Source organism: Nocardia sp. NPDC004604 (assembly GCF_040609795.1).
Lineage (GTDB): Bacteria > Actinomycetota > Actinomycetes > Mycobacteriales > Mycobacteriaceae > Nocardia.
In genome coordinates this window covers 24,430-42,195 of sequence record NZ_JBEXLC010000020.1, presented here as the reverse complement: position 1 = coordinate 42,195, position 17,766 = coordinate 24,430, and the positions used below count along the sequence as shown (strand labels likewise).

17 protein-coding genes are annotated in these 17,766 nt (G+C 65.1%); 8 read left to right on the top strand and 9 right to left on the bottom strand.

Annotated features, from left to right (window positions below; all coding sequences use genetic code 11):
* The first annotated feature begins 424 nt into the window (after positions 1 to 424).
* Positions 425 to 907 (top strand): adenosine-specific kinase, encoded by a 483-nt coding sequence (locus ABZW16_RS10245; RefSeq protein ID WP_354954296.1) that lies wholly within the window; start codon positions 425 to 427, stop codon positions 905 to 907.
* Between the two features lie 5 nt (positions 908 to 912).
* Here the strand turns inward: ABZW16_RS10245 and ABZW16_RS10240 are convergent, their stop codons facing one another.
* The 3 genes from ABZW16_RS10240 to ABZW16_RS10230 all read right to left on the bottom strand — a co-directional run bounded on the left by ABZW16_RS10240 (position 913) and on the right by ABZW16_RS10230 (position 4,621).
* Positions 913 to 2,769: an ABC transporter ATP-binding protein/permease gene (locus ABZW16_RS10240; RefSeq protein WP_354954294.1), complete on the bottom strand. Its 1,857-nt coding sequence runs from the start codon at positions 2,767 to 2,769 to the stop codon at positions 913 to 915.
* A gap of 86 nt (positions 2,770 to 2,855) precedes the next feature.
* Positions 2,856 to 4,043 carry an NADH:flavin oxidoreductase gene (locus ABZW16_RS10235; protein ID WP_354954292.1) on the bottom strand — a complete coding sequence of 396 codons (1,188 nt, stop codon included), beginning with the start codon at positions 4,041 to 4,043 and terminating at the stop codon, positions 2,856 to 2,858.
* Positions 4,040 to 4,621 carry a TetR/AcrR family transcriptional regulator gene (locus ABZW16_RS10230; protein ID WP_354954290.1) on the bottom strand — a complete coding sequence of 194 codons (582 nt, stop codon included), beginning with the start codon at positions 4,619 to 4,621 and terminating at the stop codon, positions 4,040 to 4,042. The genes ABZW16_RS10235 and ABZW16_RS10230 overlap by 4 nt, the downstream gene beginning before the upstream one ends.
* A gap of 151 nt (positions 4,622 to 4,772) precedes the next feature.
* Between ABZW16_RS10230 and ABZW16_RS10225 the strand changes: the two genes are divergently transcribed.
* Positions 4,773 to 5,150, top strand: a complete 378-nt coding sequence (locus tag ABZW16_RS10225) for a DUF488 family protein (protein WP_354954288.1) — start codon at positions 4,773 to 4,775, stop codon at positions 5,148 to 5,150.
* A gap of 46 nt (positions 5,151 to 5,196) precedes the next feature.
* Here the strand turns inward: ABZW16_RS10225 and ABZW16_RS10220 are convergent, their stop codons facing one another.
* Both ABZW16_RS10220 and ABZW16_RS10215 read right to left on the bottom strand, forming a co-directional pair.
* Positions 5,197 to 5,724, bottom strand: coding sequence for a DoxX family protein (locus tag ABZW16_RS10220; protein WP_354954286.1), 528 nt, complete (start codon positions 5,722 to 5,724; stop codon positions 5,197 to 5,199).
* 134 nt (positions 5,725 to 5,858) lie between these two features.
* The gene (locus ABZW16_RS10215; protein ID WP_354954284.1) at positions 5,859 to 6,149 is read right to left on the bottom strand and encodes a hypothetical protein; all 291 of its coding nucleotides are present in this window, start codon (positions 6,147 to 6,149) and stop codon (positions 5,859 to 5,861) included.
* 24 nt (positions 6,150 to 6,173) lie between these two features.
* Here ABZW16_RS10215 and ABZW16_RS10210 point away from each other — a divergent pair, with 24 nt between their 5' ends.
* The gene (locus ABZW16_RS10210) at positions 6,174 to 7,286 is read left to right on the top strand and encodes an acyl-CoA thioesterase domain-containing protein (RefSeq protein ID WP_354954282.1); all 1,113 of its coding nucleotides are present in this window, start codon (positions 6,174 to 6,176) and stop codon (positions 7,284 to 7,286) included.
* Positions 7,287 to 7,627: 341 nt separating this feature from the next.
* On the opposite strand, the gene ABZW16_RS10205 is transcribed toward ABZW16_RS10210, so the two are convergent.
* Positions 7,628 to 8,071, bottom strand: a complete 444-nt coding sequence (locus ABZW16_RS10205) for a helix-turn-helix domain-containing protein (protein ID WP_354954280.1) — start codon at positions 8,069 to 8,071, stop codon at positions 7,628 to 7,630.
* A gap of 129 nt (positions 8,072 to 8,200) precedes the next feature.
* Here ABZW16_RS10205 and ABZW16_RS10200 point away from each other — a divergent pair, with 129 nt between their 5' ends.
* Entirely contained in the window at positions 8,201 to 9,073 is an 873-nt protein-coding gene (locus ABZW16_RS10200; RefSeq protein WP_354954278.1) for an aldo/keto reductase family oxidoreductase, read from the top strand.
* A 268-nt stretch (positions 9,074 to 9,341) separates the two neighbouring features.
* Here the strand turns inward: ABZW16_RS10200 and ABZW16_RS10195 are convergent, their stop codons facing one another.
* Positions 9,342 to 10,535: a DUF1501 domain-containing protein gene (locus ABZW16_RS10195; protein WP_354954276.1), complete on the bottom strand. Its 1,194-nt coding sequence runs from the start codon at positions 10,533 to 10,535 to the stop codon at positions 9,342 to 9,344.
* 18 nt (positions 10,536 to 10,553) lie between these two features.
* A complete protein-coding gene (locus ABZW16_RS10190; RefSeq protein ID WP_354954274.1) occupies positions 10,554 to 11,870 on the bottom strand; it encodes a DUF1800 domain-containing protein in 1,317 nt (438 codons plus the stop codon).
* 83 nt (positions 11,871 to 11,953) lie between these two features.
* Here ABZW16_RS10190 and ABZW16_RS10185 point away from each other — a divergent pair, with 83 nt between their 5' ends.
* The 4 genes from ABZW16_RS10185 to ABZW16_RS10170 all read left to right on the top strand — a co-directional run bounded on the left by ABZW16_RS10185 (position 11,954) and on the right by ABZW16_RS10170 (position 16,924).
* Positions 11,954 to 12,637: a response regulator transcription factor gene (locus ABZW16_RS10185; RefSeq protein ID WP_354954272.1), complete on the top strand. Its 684-nt coding sequence runs from the start codon at positions 11,954 to 11,956 to the stop codon at positions 12,635 to 12,637.
* Positions 12,638 to 12,692: 55 nt separating this feature from the next.
* Positions 12,693 to 14,015, top strand: a complete 1,323-nt coding sequence (locus ABZW16_RS10180) for a HAMP domain-containing sensor histidine kinase (protein WP_354954270.1) — start codon at positions 12,693 to 12,695, stop codon at positions 14,013 to 14,015.
* A gap of 82 nt (positions 14,016 to 14,097) precedes the next feature.
* On the top strand, positions 14,098 to 14,421 hold the full coding sequence (locus tag ABZW16_RS10175; protein WP_354954268.1) for a hemophore-related protein: 324 nt from the start codon (positions 14,098 to 14,100) through the stop codon (positions 14,419 to 14,421).
* An 868-nt stretch (positions 14,422 to 15,289) separates the two neighbouring features.
* A complete protein-coding gene (locus ABZW16_RS10170) occupies positions 15,290 to 16,924 on the top strand; it encodes a serine/threonine-protein kinase (RefSeq protein WP_354954266.1) in 1,635 nt (544 codons plus the stop codon).
* 216 nt (positions 16,925 to 17,140) lie between these two features.
* On the opposite strand, the gene ABZW16_RS10165 is transcribed toward ABZW16_RS10170, so the two are convergent.
* On the bottom strand, positions 17,141 to 17,578 hold the full coding sequence (locus tag ABZW16_RS10165; protein ID WP_354954360.1) for a GtrA family protein: 438 nt from the start codon (positions 17,576 to 17,578) through the stop codon (positions 17,141 to 17,143).
* Positions 17,579 to 17,766: the final 188 nt, after the last annotated feature.

The following is a 17,766-nucleotide window of genomic DNA, read 5'->3' as shown; positions in this document are numbered from 1 at the left end:
ATTCGCGCTGGCCGCCCACCGCAACCGCGCCGAGGTCGCCGAACCGCGCACAGCAACAACGGCTTACGACGTGGTCGACCAGCATGAACACCGGGACTTGCACACCCGGTCGGTATCGGTCGGCCGGAATAGGCCGCGACACCCCCGTGCCGCTGGCGGCCGACCGCACCCGTGAACTCATCCTTCAGAACGTACTCGACGGTTGATCACATCCCACTTTTGCCAGGCATGACGCAAATGTGACACCGCACCGCGCCTGCGCTGAACCTGTTCGCAGACAAGGGCTCTCATGACCGCGTCGGCATCCAGGATCGACACCCACCGCGCGGATGATCACCTTTTCGCTGGTCGCCGTCCCGGCGGTCCTGCGGGCAAGGGCGTGTCGCCCTGGTGCACAAGCGCGCGGGCGGCGCAGGATATGGCAATGGAGCTGACTTCGGTACACATCGATAAGCCGGACGATCTCAATGTCATCATCGGGCAGGCTCACTTCATCAAGACCGTTGAGGATCTGCACGAGGCACTGGTTGGGATCAGTCCGCATCTGCGGTTCGGGTTGGCATTTTGTGAGGCGTCGGGGCCGCGATTGGTCCGGACCTCCGGTAATGACGATGAGCTGACCGAACTCGCCACCAGGAATGCGGTCGCGCTGGGCGCGGGACATTCGTTCATCGTCTTTCTGCGCGAGGGGTATCCGGTCAATGTGCTCAATGCGGTGCGGCTAGTTCCCGAGGTCTGCGGAATCTATTGTGCGACAGCCAATCCGGTTGAGGTCCTGATTGCCGAGACCGAGCTGGGACGGGGGATTCTCGGCGTTGTCGACGGTGGCGCACCGCTGGGTGTCGAAGGTCCGGACGATCAGCGCGACCGCAAACAGTTGCTGCGTCGGATCGGTTACAAGTTGTAAACGGCTCACCGTTTACCGGGGTGATTCGGCGCGAACAACCATCCGCCACCGCCAGTGAGTTCGAGCCGGGCGGTGTGGTGCTGGTCGACCGTTGTGCGGTGGGCGGTGCTGAACAAAATGATGTCGGGGAGTTCGGTGCGGATGAGAGTGTAGAGGGCGAATTCCAAACCTTCGTCCACGGCCGAGGTCGCCTCGTCCAGGAATGCCGCCTCGGGACGGATCAGGATAATCCGAGCGAATGCCAATCGCTGCTGTTCACCGGGCGAGAGGATATTCGCCCAATCGGCCTCCTCGTCCAATCTGATTGCCAGATGCCCGAGTTGTACCTTGGTAAGGGCGGCACTCAGCTCCGCATCGGTGGCGCTCTCGGGTGCCGCGGGATAGGTGACGGCCGTGCGCAGATCGCCCAGCGGGATATACGGCAGTTGCGAGAGGAACAAGGTGCCGCTGGCCTCCGGTCGACCGACAACACCACTGGTGTAGGGCCACATCTCCGCGATGGCGCGCAACAATGTCGTCTTGCCGGTCCCGGAAAGCCCCTTGACGACCACCGCGTCCCCGCTGCGCAGCCGCAGATTCAACTCCTCGATCAGGACAACGCCGTCGGGCTTCGACACGTCGACCTTTGTCAACTCCACCGAACCGTCCAACGCACGCACGCCGATGGTGGGCAGTTCGCGCGATTGCGCACTTGCCTCGACGAGGCCGTACAGGCGCAGCATGGTCGCGCGGAAGGCCGCGAATTGGCTGTAGCTGTTGCGGAAGAACGACAGCGAGTCCTGGATCTGCCCGAATGCGGAACCGGTCTGATTGACATCGCCGAGTGTGAGCGTCCCGACGAAGAAGTGCGGCGCCTGGATGAGCCACGGAAAGACCTTGGCCGTCTCCGTCGCCGCCTCATTCCAGCCGATGAAACGGGTAGTGAACAGGACCAGGCGATAGTAGACGCGCAGCACTTCCGCGAATAGCGTCCGCAATCCCATACTTTCCGCACCCCCGCCACGGTAGAACGCGATGCGTTCCGCGTTCTCGCGCAATCGGACCAGTGCATAGCGGAAGTCGGCCGTGACGGCCTGATATCGGAAACCGAGCCCGATCAGTGGACGGCCGAGCCAGAACGCAACGGCCGTGGCCACCAGCACGTAGACGAACACCAGGAACACCATGGCCCGTGGAATTTCGACGCCGAAGAGATACAGCGGCTCCGAAAGGTGCCACAGGATCTCGCTGAAGGACACCACCGACACAACAGCGGTGACGGCCCCGAGCGACAGCGTCCGCGCACCCGCGATCATATCGCCGACATCCTGCTGGATGCGCTGGTCCGGGTTGTCGATGGGATGGTCGATAAATCGGGTCCGATAGAAGGCCCGATCCTCGATCCACGTTTTGGTGAGATGGTCGGTAAGCCAACGGCGCCAGCCGATTTCGAAGACCTGACCGAGATAGAAATCCAGCTGAGTGCGCAACACTTCGACGGAGGCGAGCAAGGCGAAAATGGCGAGCGAATGCCAGAACGCGTTCTGGGCGGCATCGAGCCCGGGGCCGTCACGGCGCCCCATCGCCTGGGCGGCACGCTGTAGGGACGAGAACATGTCATTGCCCTGATAGGACAGCAGCACCTGCACCCGGACCGATAGAATGGCACTCAATATCAGCACCGCGACCAACGGGATACTGCGCAATGCCGCGCTACCGGTGAAAAACCCGCTGGTGACGATCCGGAAATGTCGACCCCATACGGTGATCCGCAGCAATAATGCCGCGACAAGAAGAAAGACGACGGCGGTGATCGGGAAGGCAATGAGCAGCCACCGCGCCGACCCGGCGAGTTCGTCGCTCCAGTCGCGTGACGCAGACACCGCAGTCTCCGATCGTTTCCGGGCAGCATCGAAACAGCAGTCGAGAATTCGCCCGGCATCGGGCGCGCGAATGCCAACGTTACTTGCTACCTGGGCAAACTCGGTGGATCCTGATCGACTCGCAACACACAGCGGGTCCGGGTGTAGATCGTCGGCATGCACTCGTTGCAGTGGATACATGCCGACCGCGTGCGCTGATCGGCTTGAATGCGGCGCAGCAGATCCGGTTCGCGCAGCAGCGCCCGCCCCATCGCGACGAAATCGAAACCCTCCGCCATTGCCCGTTGCATGGTGTCGAAGTCGGTAATACCGCCCAGCAGGATCAGCGGCATCGAAAGTTCACTGCGGAACCGGCGGGCGCGCTCGAGCAGGTACGCGTCACGATACGGATACTCACGCAGGAAGGCCCGGCCCATCAGGCGAAAGCCCCATCGGGCGGGCGCGGGAAGCACTTTCGCGAATTCCTTGCGCGGTGCGGCGCCGTGGAACAGCAGCATCGGGTTGAGCAATGAGCTACCGGCGGTCAACTCCAGGGCATCCAACGCACCATCCGCCTCCAGCCACGACGCCACCCGCAACGATTCCGGAACCGAAAGTCCGCCGCGCACGCCGTCTTCCATATTCAATTTGGCAATGACGGCCAAACGGCCGCCCACCGCTTCGCGCACCGCGAGCGCGACCTCGCGAGCGAGTCGGGCCCGATTGACCGGGGATCCGCCATAGCGGTCCTTGCGCCGATTCAGCAGCGGACTCAGGAACGAACTCACCAAATAGTTGTGACCGAAATGGATTTCGACCGCATCGAAACCCGCTTGCTCGGCCAGTCGGGCCGCATTCGCGAAATCTGCGATGACCGTCTCAATTTCGGACAGATCCGGAACATGCATGGGGCGCATGCCGAGTGGACTGAACATCCGACTCGGCGCCAATGCGGGTGCGCGATTGGATGCGGCATTGGCCACCGGGCCGGCATGTCCGAGTTGGGCGCTGGCCGCCGCACCCTCGGCGTGCACCGCGTCGGTGAGCTTGCGCAGTCCCGGCACGGCCTCCGGGCGCATCCAGATCTGATGGCGGTCGGTGCGTCCGCCCGGTGACGTGGCGCAGTAGGCGAGTGTGGTCATCCCGACGCCACCGGCCGCAACTTCCCGATGGAAATCGATCAATTCGTCGGTGACCAGCGCATCCGGCGTCCGTCCCTCGAAGGTCGCGGACTTGATCACCCTGTTGCGCAACGTGACCGGGCCCAGTGTGGCCGGCGCGAATATCTCGTTCATTTCTGCTGTCCCGTCGTCGCGGTGAGTCCGGCGACCACGAAATCGCGCAGTGTGCGCACCGCCTCGTCCGACATCTCACGCTCCCCCGTTCCGACACCGCCGAACTGCACGATGATCAATTCGAATGCCAACGCCCACCGCCGCCGACTCTCGGATTCACTCACCTCCGGCAGCAAACCGATCCAGTCGTCCATCCGGAACCACGGCCGATGCCACACCGTCGGATGCCGTCCGAGGACGACCTGGGCCAGCAGGCGCAGGTGCAGCCGCCCGACCGGATCGGCCGCCAGCCCGATGAACGGCTCGATCACCGCGTCCACGACCGTCGCCACCGATCCGTGCGCATCGGTCACCTCGGTCAGCCGTTCGGCCCACAGCGATCCGAGGCGATCCTCCAATAGCGCCGCGACCAGCGCCTCCTTCGACCCGAAGTGATAGTGCACCGCGGCCGAATTCGCCCCCGCCGCCGCACACACCGCCCGCACCGAGACGTCGTCATATCGCTCGGTCAGCAATAGCCGCTCAGCCGCGAGCAGTAGCCGCTCCCGGGTCCCCGTCGCCGTTGTCCGCTCCGTCATGCACAGAGTCAACCACGATTCCAATCATCGATTCAAGCATTGATTGAATCGATGATTGAAAGGCGCGGAGCTATCATTGGGCCACCTCGATACCGGCGGGGTTTCCGACGGCGCGGTGCGCCGCGAAAACGACCCTGATCAGGATGGAAGCATGATGAGTCAGCACATCGGCTACCGGAGAATCTATGAAGCGCCGATTCCCTCCGATGGGACCCGGGTGCTCGTCGATCGGGTGTGGCCGCGCGGGATGCGGAAGACGGATGCGCATCTGGACGAGTGGATGCGCGATATCGCTCCCTCGACCGAACTGCGCCAGTGGTACGGCCATCGGCCGGAGCGGTTCGCCGAATTCCGCCGCCGATATCTCGCCGAATTGCGGGACGCGCGGCATCGGGACGCGGTCGCGCAACTGCGGGAAATGGCCGGCCGACATCCGGTGACGCTATTGACCGCCACCCGCGACATCGACCACAGCCAGGCCGCAGTTCTCGCGAACTGGATTGCGACGCAGGCAAATTCGCCGGAATAGGCACTGGTATCGACACATTATCGCAACCATGCCCGTCAAGGCCGGGTCAGCCGAGTCCGCGGGCGCGACGCAGTGAGCGAAATACCGCCGGAAGCGACTTCGGATCACGCTGGGCGGGCGCGCGCAAAGCCCACGAGGTCAGCGTCAGAGCGGTGAACACCAGCGGACCTCCCCACTTTGCGGTCGGATCACCGACGCTCAGATGTGAGGCAGCTGCACCTCCGTAAACGAAAACCGAACCGGCATAAGCCCATTCCTTCAGTCGCGGGAATCCCGGGGTCACCACTGCACCCACTGCGAGGAGCTTGGCGCTGCCGAGGATTGTCGCGAAATACATGGGGTACTGCAGACGGGCGAAGGTGTCCTGGACGTAGGGGATGCGCGCCAAGTCCCAATAGGAGCCGACGACGGATTCGGTGAGCACCACACCTGTGGTCGCGACAAAGGCGGCGAACTTCGCCCGTTCCGCCCAGGTGGTACCGGCCAGCGAATTGATCAGTCCGGCAATGCGATCGGTCGCGGCAGCATTGAGGTCACCTGACATCGAGGGCGCAGCCTGCGGGTGGGAGTTCATGATTCATGTCCTTTCGAACAAAGGTTGTGTCGGCGCGGCCATGCGAAACCGCTGTGAGAATGCGGGAAAGCGCGGGGATTCGGCCGTGAGCCGATGCGGGCAGCGTCCGGTGCAGGACACTGCCCGCATCCGGTCTATCGCTCGTCGACGATCTCGCCGGTCTCCGCAGTGGCGTCCTGGGTCAGCGCCATTGTGGCGCCCACCAGCGGGAAGCCTTGCGAGGCACCGATCGCCGCCAGCATCTGCTCCGCCGACTCCCACCGCCACGTGTCGGAGTAGCTGCCGTCCTCGAGCCGGGTAAGTCGTGTCTCGGTCAAACCCGGATTCGCCCTGCGGATTCCGTCGATCAGCGTGGCGCGCTGTGTCAGGAGCGCGTCGAGTCGGTCGGCCGCTACGCGATAGTGATGAATCCTTACCACCGGCATGGTGCAGTCCTTACTACTGGTCGAATGAGGGTGAAGGAACTGCGAGTTCCAGGCTTCCTTCATCGTCGTGGTGACAACAAACAGCCTCACATCGAGCCGGAATCGCTGGTAGTGCACGCAACATCGGTCTCGTGTGCATCTTCCGGTGCGGACGATATGCAATTTGCACAGTCGGTGTCGATGGTCAGCCATCCGATCAGCGCGGCGGCAATCAGGACACCGGCGGCTAGCGTGTCCGTATGCCCCGTACCATGCCAGCCTTCCTGTAACGTGTTCCACTTCTGGGGTGCGAGCAGAGGGTTCGGAAGGGGAATCAACGCGATGATGAGTTTCTTCGTGAGACAGGGCGACCAGCTCATAGCTGAGAAGCTGGCGCTCAGCCCATGGGCACCGGACAAGCTGAGCGGAACAGGCGTGTGCGGTCTGCTCGCTCGTGAGCTCGAGGGCCACTGCCCCGACGGATTCGTTCCGGCGCGGCTGACCGTGGACCTCTACCAGCCGGTGGCCGACGCAGCGTTCGACATGCGCAGCAGGGTGGTCCGCCGGGGCTCACGGATCGCCGTCATCGACGCCACCCTGGTGCAAGAAGGCCAGGAACGGGTCCGGGCATCAGCGGTGTTCCTGACCACTGGCGACGAGCCCCCGGGACAGGTGTGGAGCCGGGCCGAAGACCTGCCGACGCCTCCGGAAGGCTGCGTTTCCCCGGAGGGGTCACCGCCACTGTTCAAAAGCGGTGAGCACGACTGGACTTCCGATTTCGGGGCCAATCAGAACGGCGAGCGCAAGGTCTCCTGGCACAGTCTGCCGCCGCTGGTGGCCGGTGAGCCGATCACCCCGTTCCAGCGCGCCGCGATCCTCGGCGACGCCACCAACCACGTGTGCCACTGGGGATCCGAAGGCGCCGGCTATATCAACACCGACGTCACCGTGGCCCTCTCCCGGCTCCCGATCGGCCACGGACTCGGGCTTCGCGCCGACAACACCATCGCTGCCGACGGCATCTCCATCGGCAGCGCCACCCTCTACGACCGCACCGGGCCCGTCGGCACCTGCGTGGTGACCACGCTGTCCAACGCTCGCCGCCAAATCGACTTCACAACCACGACAGCCGCCGCACTCGTCGGCGAACCGCGCTGACGCAGGGGCGAGTTCGCTGCCCCTGGCTGCCCGACCTTCTTCATGGTCCCTGACACGGGACTACGGTCGCCAGGCCCGATATGACTTCTTGCCTCAGTCGTTCGCATGATCCGTGGGTGTCGCCGGGGCTGGGGCGTCGACGGACCGCTGATGGGGATAGGGCTGCTGGTAGGTCTCTTCGTAACGTGGGTGCCGGCGTCGACGCTGGATCGGTGGCCGTCCGGAGCGTTTCGATGCGACGAGGAAAACCGAAGCGGCACAGGCATATGCCGTGTTCTGCGCATCGGTACGCAGTTCGCGCCGGTCGATAGCATGAGTGTCGGACGGTTGGTTGTGTCAGGTCAGGAAGTGCGAGCGTCGTGCTTGTCGCGGTTGGTAAGGACCTGGTCCATGTGGGTCTGCGCCCAGTGCCTGAGGTCGCGTGTCAGGTGGTGCAGTGAGAGGCCGAGGTCGGTCAGCTCGTAGGTGACGGTGATCGGGACGGTTGGCGTCACGGTGCGGGCGAGTAGGCCGTCGCGTTCGAGTGCTCGTAGGGTCTGGGTCAGCATTTTCTGGCTGACTCCCGCCAGCAGGCGGGAGATCTCGGAGTAGCGCATCGCTCGTGCCGCATCCGATGCACCGGGCTGGTCGGATTTGTCTGCTGTGTCGCCGCTAAGTGCGCACAGGATCAGCACGACCCACTTGTCCGAGATCCGGTCGAGGAGCTGGCGGCTGGGGCATGCTGCCAGGAACGCGTTGTACTCCATCTTGGCCTGCGCTCTCTGGGCAGCCTTCGTCGGCTTCACTGATCTCGTCTTTCGCCTGTGGTGAGTTGCGCACTTCAGAGTGCCTACTTCCCTACGGGAAGTAACTCTCCAATACTCGTCCGGGGAGGCTGAAATCGCCACCCACGGCGACAAGCGAAAGGCACAACGATGAACGCGCCAACCACATCACTTCCCGGGGGCACCTGGACGCTGGGCAACTCAACCGTCACCCGATTCGGTTACGGCGCAATGCAACTCGCCGGCCCGTGGGTCATGGGGCCGCCCGCTGACCACGATGGCGCCCTGGCCGTATTGCGCGAGGCGGTCGCGGCCGGTATCACCCACATTGACACCAGCGACGCATACGGACCGCGCGTCACCAATGAGCTGATCCGTGAGGCACTGCATCCCTACCCGGAGTCGCTGTTCATCGCCACCAAGGTGGGAGCGAACCGAGATACGCAAGGCGGCTGGCCCACGGCCCGGCGACCCGAAGATCTGCGCAAGCAGGTCCACGAGAACCTCCGGCCTCTCGGGGTCGAGACCCTCGATCTGGTCAACATGCGCATGGGCGATGCCGAAGGTCCCAAGCCTGGTTCGCTCGCCGAGGCGTTCGAGACGCTCGTCGAACTCCAGCGAGAGGGTCTGATCCGTCACCTCGGGGTCAGCAACGTCACCACCGAGCAGGTCGCCGAGGCCCGCGGTATCGCCCCGATCGTGTGCGTGCAGAACATGTACAACCTCGCCCACCGCCACGACGACGACCTCATTGACAGCCTCGCCGCCGATGGCATTGCCTACGTACCGTTCTTCCCGCTGGGGGGCTTCACCCCGCTACAGTCCGATGCGCTCTCGAGGGTTGCGGTCCGGCTCGGGGCAACGCCGATGTCGGTCGCGTTGGCCTGGCTGTTGCAGCGCTCACCGAACATCCTGCTCATCCCCGGCACATCATCGACAGCCCATCTGCGCGAGAACATCGTCGGCGCTGGGCTCGTCCTTTCCGATGAGGATGTGGCCGACCTGGACGGCATCGGCCACTGAACGACATGCAGGCCGCGCCCGGGTCAGGCACGTCGCTACCCTGGCGCAGGTTTCGATTGCGCTGGTCTGACCATTTTCTGTCGGCTCGACGAGTTCGGGCTCACGGTAACGGGCGCCGCGGGCGAAGCTCTCGCGCCGTGGACTGCGGTGGGCGCTGGAAGCCGTTGTGTGCCAGCACCTCCAAGATGAAGACGTCCGATTCACAGAAGCCACTAGGGCGTTCTCCATGCCAACTGAGGCAGAGGGCCCTGAGCGACAAAACGTTCCCTCACGCGATGAAACCCAGGTCGTGACGAGCGGTACCGACAGCGGGACCCGGGTCGGTCGCGACGACGCGGTGCAGCAATTCCGAGTAGATGTCACGGAAGTCGACGGTGGTCTTCAGATCACCGTTGTCCAGGTCGGTGAGGCTGGGCTCGTCGCCGTAGAAGCCGCCCTTGACCCGCGCTCCCGCAACGAACACCGGCCCGGCAGTGCCGTGGTCGGTGCCCTGGGAAGCGTTGGCGGCGACGCGGCGGCCGAATTCGCTGTAGGCCATGAGAACTACGTCGCGGCCACGGGGATGCCCTGCCATATCCGTCAAGAACGCCGACACCGCCTGGTCCAGCCGTCCGAGCAGTTGCTGCTGGGTGCGGCGTTCATCGGCATGGGTGTCGAAGCCGCCCAGACTGACCGAATACACCCGGGTGGGCACACCCGCCTTGATGCACTGTCCGACGAGCGCGAGCTGGGCGGCGAGCGGATTACCACCGGGACCGGCGGGTTTCGCGCCGATCGAGGAAAATGTCTGTGCCACAGCCTGTTCAGCGTGATAGCCCGCACAGACGAGTGCCTGGGCGGGACTGTCGCGGGGGTCGGTGGCGGCGAGCGCGGCCAATTCGGCGGACAATTCCGGCGATAGCGGGGCCGAGGCGGGATCCAGCGCCGCTGCGGTGTGCTTTTCCCCCATCGCCAGCTGCGGCAGCACCGGGCCGATATTGACCGCACGCACCGGGTCGTCGCCGGTCGCGTCGAGCCAGCGCCCGATCCATCCGGTATTGACCGGGCGGTCCGGAGTGGCCGTCTGCCAGATGTCCATCGAGCGGAAATGGCTGTGATCCGGATGCGGATAGCCGACCCCGCGCACGATCGCGAGGTTGTGGCTGCCCCACAGGTCCGCGAAGCCCTTCATCGCCGGATTGAGTCCGAGGTGGCCGTCCAGGTGCAGTACCTCCTGCGGCTGATACGACAATTCCGGCCGCGCATCGTGATAGGCGTTGTCCGCGTAGGGAATCACCGTGTTGACGCCGTCGTTGCCGCCGTACATCGTTACCAGGACCAGGATTCCGGCGTCCGGCGCCAGGGGGGCGGTGGCCGCGTGCCGGTGCACTTCCTCCCAGGTGATCACGGAGCCACCGGCCAGCCCGAGCGCACCCAGTACGCTGCTGCCGACGAGGAACTGTCTGCGATTGAATCGAGCCATGGTTCGATGACTTTCCGGTCAGCTGGTCAGATACTCGGGAGTGTTCACGGCGATCGCGGTGAGCCGAACGGGATCGTTTCGGACCGCCGCGAGCACGGCCGCGCTGCGGTCCGACCAGGCGCCGATGCCGAGCTGGTAGCCGACCGCATCGAGGCGATCGCCCGGCGCGGCGGACGAAATCCGGCTCAGGTCAGCCTTTTTCACGAGCTCAGATGCCGCGGTGAGCCGAATCCGCGCCGCGGCTGTCGACATCCACGCCTGGCCGTGCGGCCAGCCACCGACCGACGGCGGGTAGAACGGCAGCTGTCCGAGATTGCGCAGCACACCCGCCAGCTTCTTGACGTCGGCGTCGTTGTCCATCGGGACCGCCAGCGCGCGCACCATGCCGATCAGCCATTCGACCGGGCCGTGCACGACAGTGTCTTGCACAGCGGCGAATTCGTCGTCGGTGAGGATCGCAACCACCATCCCCGCGGCGTCGCGATTCGGTCCGTAGGCCGCCACGGCGCGATCGATCGCCGGTTGCGACGGCGGTGTATCGGAGCCGAGCTGCTGCCACATCCGCCCGGCAACATAGCGAGCCGACTCGGGCCGACCGAGCACGATATCGCAGAATTCGCGGGCGCCGAGCGAACCCGTCACGCCGAGTAAGGTTTTGGGTCCTGGATCGTGCCGCTGGGAATTCAGCGTGGCGACCCCGCTGCGGTCGATCGTCCACCCGGTCAGCGCACGCGCGCCTTCACGCACATCGGTCTCGGTGTAACCGTTACCGTGTCCGAGCGCGAACAGTTCCAGGAACTCGCGCGACAGATTCTCGTTGGGCGCCTTCGCCGAATTACTCGTGCCGTCGAGCCATTTGAGCATGGCCGCGTCGGTGAGCATCGCGTAGGCCAGCGCGCCGAAGTCGCCGGTGCCCAGAGTGCGCAGCTTCTGGTTCTGCACGGCCAGCGCGGCGGAATTGCGAACTTTGGCCGCCGATGTCGCAAAGTGGTTGTGCCACAACAGGGTCAGCTTCTCATGGATCGGCTGATGTACGGCGGTCATGCGCCGCAACCACCACGCGGTCAGCATTGCGAGTTCGTTGTTGCGTTCGGCGTTGTACCGTCGGCGGACCTCGGGCGTCGCATTTTTACCCGGTGGGGTGGTCTCGGCGAACACCGGCAGCGGCGTCGCCCGCGCGCCGGCATCGGCGTCCGGGTCGGTGGTCAATGCCGATCGCAGATAGTCGGCGGGCTGCTGCGCACGCACGGCATCGATCTCGGCCCCGGTCGCACCGAAGCCGGCGCGACGAAGCACGCGCGCGGTGCGCATCCACTGCGCCGATTGGCTGCCCATGATCCGAGTATCGCGCCGCCCCTGGCGTTCATCGGCTCGTTCATCGCGACCTTTCAGGCAATCTTCAGCTCCGAGGCGCAACAATGACACCTGTGCAGCCGGGACGAATACTTGTCATCGAAGACGCCGAGGCCATCCGGGTCGCGGTGGGATCGGGGCTGACCACGGCCGGACATGAGGTGCTCAGCCGGGAGCACGGCCAACAGTTGGAGCGCGATCTCGCGCAGTTCCGGCCGGATGTGGTCGTGCTCGACATCATGCTGCCTGGACGCGACGGATTCACCCTGCTGGAAACTGTGCGCGCCAGATCAGGGGCCGGTGTCGTCATCCTGACCGCCCGCGATGGTATCGAGGACCGGCTGCGCGGGCTGCGAGCCGGCTCGGATGATTATGTGGTCAAGCCGTTCGACCTGGCCGAGCTGGTGGCCCGGGTCGATGCGCTGTTGCGGCGGATGGGCAGACTCCAGACCAAGACCACGATCGGCGATCTCGTCATCGACGTGGAATCCGGTGCGGTGCACCGCGGCGGCGAGACCATCGTGCTGACCCTCACCGAGTTCAAGCTCCTCGGCTATCTCGCCGCGCACCGCGACCGGGTGGTCACCAAGGCCCAAATCCTGACCGCCGTATGGGGATACGACGATTACGACCCCAACCTGGTCGAGGTGAATGTGAGCGCAGTTCGACGCAAGCTGGAAGCACACGGACCGCGGCTGCTGCACACCGTGCGCGGTCTCGGCTACACCTTGCGGGTCGGCGACCAGTGAGCTGGCAGCGCCGCCCTGGTGACCGCTACAGCTCTCATCGGGCGGCCGGGGTGCGATGAAGACGGTGTCGCTGCGCAGGCGCGTCACGCTCACCACCGCTACGGTGCTCGGTGCGGTACTGATCGTCGTTTCGTTGGTGGTGCACGGGTTGTTCGCGGTGGCGCTGAATCGCAGTCAGAACGCGGTGCTCGCCGACCGCGTTCAACTGGCACAGCAACTTGCCGGCCAAGGCATTTCGCCCACCGATCTGCTCACCCGGATCGATGCGCGGTCGGTGCGAGCGCGGCTCGTCCTCGCCGACGGCCGCACCTTCGGCAGCCTGAATGCCCAGCACGAGGACCAGTCCACGGTGAAGACCAGACACGTGCTGCTCAATGGCCGAGGCGAGTTGGATCACGCGCGAATGACCCTGCAACTCGACACCAAACTATTGGCGGGGGCGCAGTCGAAGCTGGTGGGCGTGCTCGCGGGCACCACCGCCGCGGCGCTGCTCGTGATCGTCATCGGGTTGCCGTTCGGTATCCGCCGTGCCCTCGCACCCTTGGATTCCATGACCGTGCTGGCTCGCGAGATCGCCCACGGCCGACGCGGGCGGCGGTTGTCGCCATCGCGACCCGACACCGAACTGGGGCGCACCGCAACGGCTTTCGATGAAATGCTGGACGCACTGGAAGGCGCCGAGGCCCGAGCACAGGCGTCCGCGGAACAGATCCGTACCTTCGTCGCCGACGCCGCGCACGAGTTGCGCACCCCGATCACCGGAATTCGCGCGATCGCCGAAGCGGTCCTGCAGCAGCCGCCCGACGCCGATCCCGACGCCAGCCTGCAGATGCAGCTGCTGTTGGTCCGTGAGGCCCAGCGCGCGGGCCGGCTGGTCGACGATCTCGTCGATCTGGCTCGCATCGACGCCGGACTGCCGCTGCGGCATACACCGACCGATCTATACGACCTCGCCGATGCCCAGTTGAGTCGGATGCGGCTGCTACACGGCGATATCGAGTTCGAACTCGCGGGCGATCACGTGGTCGCGGCCATCGACCCCGAACGCGTCAACCAGGTGCTGTTGAACCTGCTCGAGAACGCGTGCCAAGCCATGCCGGATAGCGGCGCGGTGACGGTGCGGGTCGGCGCCTTCAGCAACCTGGCCGAGGTGACGATCAGCGATACCGGCCCGGGGGTGCCGCCCGGCGAACGCGAGCGGATCTTCGATCGGCTGGTGCGTCTCGACCAGGCACGCGATCGCCGCGCGGACGGTTCCGGCCTGGGACTTGCCATCGCCCACGGCATCGCCAGAGCCCATGGCGGCGACCTGATCTGCCTAGACCCTCCGCCCGGACAACACGGTGCCGTATTCGTGCTGCGGCTGAAGATCGCCTGAAGATAGTGGCGCGACAAGTGCGCTCGGCAGGTCGGGTCGGCAGATTCGATGGGGACATATCCCGCCGACCACTGGAGTAAGAATGAAGCGCAGTCTCGTCGCCGCCACCCTCGCCGGCCTCGCCGGACTTGCCATCGCCCTGCCCGCGACCGCCTCCGCCGACCCCGGGCCGCAATGCAACCCCGCGGCCGCGGCCCAGGCGAAGGCGGACAGCACTCCGAAGGTCGCGGCATTCCTGGCCGGTCACCCGGACTTCGCCGCGGAAGTGGCGAAAGTGAAGGCCCTGCCCAAGGATCAGCGCAAGGCGGAGTGGAAGTCCTACCGCCAAGCGCACCCGCAGGACGTACAGGACTTCAGGACCGCGCGCGCGGCTATCCACGACTACCGCCAGGCCTGCCACAAGTAAGCCATCGATCTCGGCCACCCGCGCCCGGTGTCACGGGTGCGGGTGCGGATCGCGAGCAACAACGCCCTTGGGCCGCTTCACAAGTCGGCCTTGTTGCCGCCGGTACCGGCGTTCGAGATGCTCATCGGACCGAGTACTCGAGCGGCTCGCTGAGTTGCGAAAGGCAACCCGCAATGCCATCGCGTCCGGGTCAGCTCTCGACGCGCCGAGCGCTTCGGATCTCCGGCGCCGATTCGACCGTCTCATGGGACTGCGTCACGAATGTTCGCGCCCACGTATCTAACTCGTGCGATGCGTGCATACGCACCGCGGGACCGGAAAGTGCCGCGTCCAGACAGCTTCTGCCGTATCGAGCCTTCGGTCCAGGGAGTTCCGTCGAACGTAGTCAAATGGTGAATCCGCCCCACAATCGACCGCCATATCACTACGTTCGGCGAGCACTTGGACTGCATAGCGCAGGAATCTATCTGGAGGGGTTAGTAGGGTCCAGGTACTCCACACATGCATGAATCAGAAACGCCCGCAACCACTTCCGATTATCGCGCCGTCCGGAGACATAGAGCGTGACCCTGGCGAACACAGCCGCCAGCGATGCAGCGTTTGCACTGACTACAGCGGGCACAACAGACATCGTCAGCACCGGATGGACGTGGATTCCTCAACGATCACACGCTCAGGTCGCCGAGTGTTCGGCAGGCGAGATGCGCTGCGGCTCGAGATATCCGCTCATGACTTCCCGATCAGCGGACGTTCGTGGGGTTGGTCCAGCCTCGATAGTGGGTGCGTCGAGTTCCTTCTCTCGAGGTCGGCGGTCCTTCTCTATGCTGACATCGGCATCGCTTGCTGCAGACAGGTGGAAGGGGGGCTCGTGGCTCATCCCGGCATCGGCGCAACGATCGCGGAGCATGTCATCGAAGGCGTACTCGGCCAGGGCGGCATGGGCACGGTCTATCTTGCTCGCCACCCTCGCCTGCCCAGATCAGTGGCGCTGAAGCTGCTCAACCGTGAGGTTTCCAGCGACGCGGAGCTGCGTCGGCGATTCGAGCGGGAAGCCAGCGTTGTGGCACAGCTCGAGCACCCCAATATCGTGGGAATCTACGATCGTGGCACTCACGATGGTCATCTGTGGATCGCCATGCAGTACATCCAGGGATCCGACGCCGGCCGCCTGGACTGCCGAACTGTCACCGGCGATCGGGCAGCGCGGATCATCACCGACGTCGCCGCGGCCCTCGACTACGCCCACGCCCACGGTGTGCTGCACCGCGATATCAAACCGGCCAATATCCTGCTGGCCGCCCCCGATGCCGGTCGCGGAGAACGTGCCGTGCTCACCGACTTCGGCATCGCACGGCTGCAGGACGCGACGACCAAGGTCACCGCCACCGGAACCTTCGTCGCGACGATCGCCTACGCCGCGCCCGAACAGCTGACCGGCCAGCCCCTCGACGGCCGCGCCGATCAGTACTCACTGGCATGCACCCTGTTCAGCATGCTCGCCGGGCGATCGCCCTTCGCCGCCGACCACCCCGGGCAGGTCGTGGCCGGGCACCTGAGCTCACCGGTACCGTCACTGGTCCGACTTCGGCCGGATCTCACCGCGCAGCTGGACGCAGTCCTCGCTCGCGCCATGGCCAAGGAGCCTGGCCAACGATTCGACAGCTGCGGCGAATTCGCCGCGGCGGTCGCCGACGCCGTCCGATATCCGGCTGAACCGACCACCGGGCTCAACGCATCGACGGTGGCCGCGGAGACGGTGGGAGGGAGTCCATCCCAGCGGGCAACGATCGTCCAGGACTGGGCACATCCCGCCACGGAGGCAACCGCGGCGGCGCCCTATGGCCAACAGATTCCGATGCCGCCCCGCCAGGTGCAACCGCCTGCTCGCAAGAAGATCGGATTCTTCGGCCCGGCCGTCCTGCTCGTTGTCGCGGCAGTCGCTACGGCCGGGGTGTTGATGGCGGTCAGGACAGGCCCGGACTCCCCTGGAGCGGTGCCGGCGGGACCTTCGACAACAATTTTGCCCTCACCGTGGGGACCAGAACACCAGGTAATTGCGGACACGTTCCCGAAACTGGTCCCGAGCCAGAAGGGCTCGTCAGCTTCCTGGCGAGGGGCTCTGTGTCTCTCCTCGTCCACTCAACCCAACGTGTCTATATGGGTGCCCGACGTGTCTATATGGGAGATCGAGTGCCAGCCGCCGGGTTCGAGCTCCAGCCAGGGAGACCATGTGTACACGGTGATGGATTTCGGAACCACCGAGGCCGCCAAGGAGTGGATCGACGCGGGCATGAGTAGCGACCACGGTCCGGTCAGACGGCTCGCGCACTCTGGGTGCGTCGCGGATCCGCTGGTCTTTCTCTCCCATCTCGCTGCCGGTGCGGTGATAGCGTTCCCGGATGACCCCACCAGGTCGAGGTTTCTGGTGACTGTGAGTCCGGTCGCGGGTTCGATAGCGGATGTCCCGTCGAACTGGTTCCCGTCGGCTCCCGTTTGTGGATGAGTCGACATTTGCGCACGGGTGTTGGCTCCTGCGGATGCCTGACCAACCAGGCAGCAGTCTCACGCAATCCGCTGATGCCCCTCGCGGGCGTTGTCCGCACGCGCGGTAGTGCCGCGGGGCGTCCAGCCGTGCGAGATACACAGCGGCACAGGACATCCTGGACGTCTCCCAGGAGATTCGATGCCGAGGCCGAGTCGGCTTGTCGTAGAAGACCTTTCAGAAGACGAAGCCGCGCAGTGCCAGGAAGCGCATACCGCCGACCGCGGCCATGATGGCGATCACGGCGCCGGCCTGCGCGATCGCGCCGAGGCCGGGTGCCAAGAACTCGAGACCGGCCAGCGCCGCCGTGCTGATCAGCAGGCCGATCAGTGCCAGCCCGCCGCCTTCCCACTGTGCGCTGAACCAGCCGACCCGTCCGGCCGCGCGGAAGGTGAGCTGCCGGTGCAGTTCGTTCGCGATCACCGTGCTGACGATCGAGCCGACGATATTGGCGACCAGCGGGCCGCTCCCGTTCATGGCCATGAACAGCAGGCCATAGGCAATGTTGCTGGAGCCGCCGACCAGGGCGAAGCGGATCAGCTGAGCGAAGGCGTGATCACCGCGCAGATACCGCATCACGCGGGCGAGACGGTCGAGCGATTCTGTGCGCAGCATCCGGAACGGGCCGGCACCGATAGTAGCGATGTCATCGAGGATCGTGGTGTCCCCGTATGCTTTCCGCAGCCCGGAAGCGGCGATTGCTGTGCTGTTCACATGAGTACTGTCGCCAGCCGTTCAGTCACCGACCTGACACCGACCTGACACGCCAACTGACACGGTGTCCGGCCTGGTCACCGCGGACA